The organism is Vibrio sp. 10N.286.52.F8 (assembly GCF_041468745.1).
Taxonomy (GTDB): domain Bacteria; phylum Pseudomonadota; class Gammaproteobacteria; order Enterobacterales; family Vibrionaceae; genus Vibrio; species Vibrio crassostreae_C.
The window spans coordinates 1-4,183 of record NZ_JBFRJF010000003.1; the positions used below are offsets into that span (position 1 = coordinate 1).

The 4,183-nt window shown below is 43.8% G+C and carries 5 protein-coding genes; 4 read left to right on the plus strand and 1 reads right to left on the minus strand.

Features of this window, described 5'->3' with window-relative positions:
* The 4 genes from AB4133_RS00335 to AB4133_RS00350 form a co-directional block, all read left to right on the plus strand.
* Nucleotides 1–194 (plus strand): hypothetical protein (locus AB4133_RS00335; protein WP_372223764.1); only part of this gene is annotated, 194 nt, incomplete at its 5' end.
* Between the two features lie 356 nt (nucleotides 195–550).
* Nucleotides 551–772, plus strand: coding sequence for a FeoA family protein (locus AB4133_RS00340; protein WP_004734203.1), 222 nt, complete (start codon nucleotides 551–553; stop codon nucleotides 770–772).
* Nucleotides 773–3,046: a Fe(2+) transporter permease subunit FeoB gene (gene feoB / locus AB4133_RS00345; RefSeq protein WP_017061939.1), complete on the plus strand. Its 2,274-nt coding sequence runs from the start codon at nucleotides 773–775 to the stop codon at nucleotides 3,044–3,046.
* Entirely contained in the window at nucleotides 3,043–3,273 is a 231-nt protein-coding gene (locus tag AB4133_RS00350; protein ID WP_017061938.1) for a FeoC-like transcriptional regulator, read from the plus strand. The genes feoB and AB4133_RS00350 overlap by 4 nt, the downstream gene beginning before the upstream one ends.
* A 132-nt stretch (nucleotides 3,274–3,405) precedes the next feature.
* Here AB4133_RS00350 and AB4133_RS00355 read toward each other — a convergent pair whose 3' ends face one another.
* Nucleotides 3,406–3,834, minus strand: a complete 429-nt coding sequence (locus AB4133_RS00355; protein ID WP_017061937.1) for an HIT domain-containing protein — start codon at nucleotides 3,832–3,834, stop codon at nucleotides 3,406–3,408.
* Between the last annotated feature and the right edge of the window lie 349 nt (nucleotides 3,835–4,183).

Below are 4,183 nucleotides of genomic sequence, written 5' to 3' on the forward strand. Positions count from 1 at the left end.
ATGAACCTTTTTTATGCTTCTACGAGATACGAGATACGAGATACGAGATACGAGATACGAGATACGAGATAAATGGGGAGTTTAAAAAGGTTGTTGGGATAAAACAAAGGGAAGAAAAAAAATATCGTGGCATAGCCGGGGGGACTATACCACGGGTGCCAACGACACCTTCGCTTGCTGCCGGAGTGATATAGCAAAGCCATATCACCTCTGGAATAAAATTAAAGAGAAGTAGTTTCTCTTCGATGGAGTAACTATACGTCCAGCTACTTATTTTACTTATAAAATTAACGACAGATACCTATGAGAAAACCGACATTGTCTCAAGTGATTGATAATTAATGATTTGTTTTTGTTTGGGAGGGTTTGTACTAGTGAGGTAGTTCTCGCTAGTTGTTGAAAGTAACGTTTTTGACGTAAACGTTTTTAACGAAACTTACGAGTATGTATTTTCGAAAACATTGATTTCACACAATAGAATTGTGGGCATGTATGTGTATCATGGCGTTAATAACAATCTTTCTCATTATCAGTCACGAATTGGGTACTTATGAAACTCTCACAATTAGAGCAAGGAAAGGCGGCTTCTATTGTTGCACTAACAGGTTTAACACCAGACGTAAGGAAGAAACTTATGGTCATGGGTATGTTGCCAAAAACCGAGGTGACGCTTATCCGCCGTGCACCTATGGGTGATCCGCTTCAAGTTGAAGTGAGAGGTGTTTCTATCGCCATTCGTGAAAGCATTGCAGAACAAATCGAGGTTATCTAAATGGATTATCAAGTTCTTACCGTTGGTAACCCGAATAGTGGTAAAACAACACTGTTCAACGCACTGACTGGTGCTAAGCAGCACGTTGGTAACTGGGTTGGTGTCACTGTTGAAAAGAAGACGGGTTTATACTCGCACGCTGGTGATCAGTTTCAACTAACGGATTTACCGGGTATCTACGCACTAGACAGTGGTAATGATGCGAACAGCATCGATGAGTCTATCGCGTCTCGCGCTGTTTTAACTCACCCAGCAGATGTGATCATCAATGTTGTCGACGCTAACTGTCTAGAACGAAGCTTATATATGACATTACAGCTGCGTGAGTTGGGTCGCCCAATGATCGTTGTGTTGAACAAAATGGATGTATTAAAGCGCGAACGTCAGGTGATTAACCTTAAAGCACTAGAGAAAGAGCTAGGTTGCCCAGTTCTAAGCTTGTCTGCAAACGATAAAGGTCAAGTGGTTCGCTTTAAAGAGCGTCTGCATAAACTGCTTGTTCAAGGTGTGAGCCTTGACCCTATCTCTATTGATTACGATGCCGCGTTAGAAGCTCTTATCCCTTCTGTTGAGTCACAATTTGATGATGCTGACGTATCTCACCGAGCGCTAGCGATTCGTGCTTTAGAAAATGATTACTTGGTATTGAATGGTTTAGCCCCACAAACTCGCACTCAAATTGATAGCGTGCGTCTTGGTGCCGATTTCGATATTGACCTTGCTGTTGCTGACGCTAAATACACTTTCTTACATGACCTTTGTAAACGTGTTCGTCGCAGCGAAGGCAAACTAAGCCGTAACTTTACAGAGAAAGCAGACCAATTCATTTTGAACAAATGGGTCGGTATTCCTTTCTTCTTCGTTATCATGTACCTAATGTTCATGTTCTCTATCAATATCGGTAGTGCGTTTATCGACTTCTTCGATATTGGTGTTGGAGCAATATTAGTTGATGGTGGACACCACTTATTAGATGGCCATTTACCAGTTTGGTTAGTCACTGTACTTGCTGATGGTATTGGCGGCGGTATCCAAACGGTTGCGACCTTTATTCCTGTTATCGCAGCGCTTTACCTATTCTTAGCGGTACTAGAAAGCTCAGGCTACATGGCTCGTGCTGCATTTGTACTTGATAAAGTGATGCAGAAGATTGGTTTACCGGGTAAAGCATTTGTCCCACTTGTACTGGGCTTTGGTTGTAACGTGCCTTCAATCATGGCAACTCGTACTCTTGACCAAGAGCGCGAACGTAAACTAGCAGCATCAATGGCGCCGTTTATGTCATGTGGTGCTCGTTTACCGGTATACGCACTGTTCGCGGCGGCGTTCTTCCCAGGTGCAGGACAAAACGTAGTATTCGCTCTGTACATCATGGGTATCGTTGCTTCTGTATTTACGGGTTTGTTCCTGAAAAACACGATCTACCCAGGTAGCAGTGATAGCTTAGTGATGGAAATGCCAGATTACGAATTGCCGACAGTGCAAAACGTAATGTTGAAAACTTGGCAGAAGCTGAAGCGTTTCGTACTTGGTGCAGGTAAAACAATCGTGATGGTTGTGGCTATTCTTAGCTTCCTAAACTCTCTAGGTATGGACGGCAGCTTTGGTAACGAAGATAGCGAAAACTCAGTACTGTCTAGAGCAGCTCAAGTTGTAACACCTGTATTCCAACCAATTGGTATTACTGAAGAGAACTGGCCTGCAACGGTTGGTATCATCACAGGTATTTTCGCTAAAGAAGCCGTTGTTGGTACATTAAATAGCCTATATACAACGCCTTCTGATGAAGAAGCAGCTGAGTTTGACTTAGCAGCAAGCCTGCAAGAAGCGGTAATGACGATCCCTGAAAACCTAGCCGGATTGAGCTACTCAGATCCATTAGGTATTGAAGTTGGCGACTTGTCTGACTCTAATTCTGTAGCAGCTGACCAAGAAGTCGATACCTCTATCTTTGGTAACTTGAAAGACAAGTTTGTATCTGGTCATGCGGCATTCGCTTACTTGATTCTTATCCTGCTTTACACGCCTTGTGTGGCCGCGATGGGTGCTTATGTTCGTGAATTTGGTCAGACGTTTGCACGCTTCATCGCGGTTTGGACGATGGCTCTTGGTTACTTTGGTGCGACTTTCTACTACCAAGCGGCAAACTTTGCTGCGCATCCTGTGACAAGTGCAGTATGGATGGTGGCGATTGCTGGTGGTTTTGTGGTGACGTATCGCGTCTTCAAGAAAGTGGGCAGTAAGCAGAAAGCACTAGAGGTGCAAGTAGTATGATTTTAACTGAACTTCATCAATACATTGATAGCCACGGCGTTGCGGCTCGTAAAGAGCTCGCTGCAAAGTTTGGCATGAGTGAAGATGGCGTCGATGCGATGCTGAGTGTTTGGGTCAAGAAAGGGAAAGTTTCTCGCTTGGTCGATACGAATAAGCATGGTCATACAACGCGTATTCGCTACACCATCAGCAAACAAGATGGTTTGTCGCTTAACGTGATGATGTAGTTCGGTCTTCAGACTCTCGTTGAAAAAGGCGAGATTAGAAAATGACAAAGCCGCTTATCTAAGATGAGCGGCTTTTTGTTATGTGTCTTTTCTGAAGTGTTTTGCTTTAAAGCTCAATGAGATGAACTCGAATTATGCTTTCTTGAAGATAGAGCTCAGTGATAGAACGTTTTGGATACGAGTCAGGATAGCGGCTTGATCTTCTTCACTGCGCTGTTCGCCTTTTGTATTACCCCATACTGGGCCGGGCCAAGCAATGTCGTCTTTGAAGCGTGCAATATGGTGGATGTGCAGTTGTGGCACCATATTACCCAGCGCACCAAGGTTCAATTTGTCTGGTTGGAACGTTGCTTCTAATGCTTGGCTTACCGCCTGAGATTCATGTAGGAACTGCTGTTGCTCTTTCATTGGTAAGTGGTGCAACTCTTTTAGGTTGGCACGTTTTGGTACCAAGATAACCCAAGGCACTGCGTTATCTTTGTGTAGCAGGGCTAAGCTCAGTGGAAATTCGCCGATAAGTGTGGTGTCTTTCGCAAGTTGCGGGTGAAGTTCGAAGCTCATGATCTTTCCAATTAATTGTTTTACATGAGTATAAGGTCGGAGTTTGAATGTGGCTAGGGCTTACGTTCTCAATAAGCAGATTCCCTATCACGTTCGTCCCTCACTGTAGGGAATGATGGTGAGAAGAGGGATAACGATTTGGTGTGGTTTGATGGCGCATCATTGATGTTGTCTTGGATTCACTACACCTATTCTCGTCATCTCCTAGAGCGACGAATGAGCGTAATAGGAGATCTCTTGCTGTGTAGGTTAGCTAATCGCTTAAATAATCGAGTAAACAAACCTCCAGACAAAAAAAAGGTTGACGCTTTCACGTCAACCTTTCTAATTTTCTCGAATCTCGAATCTC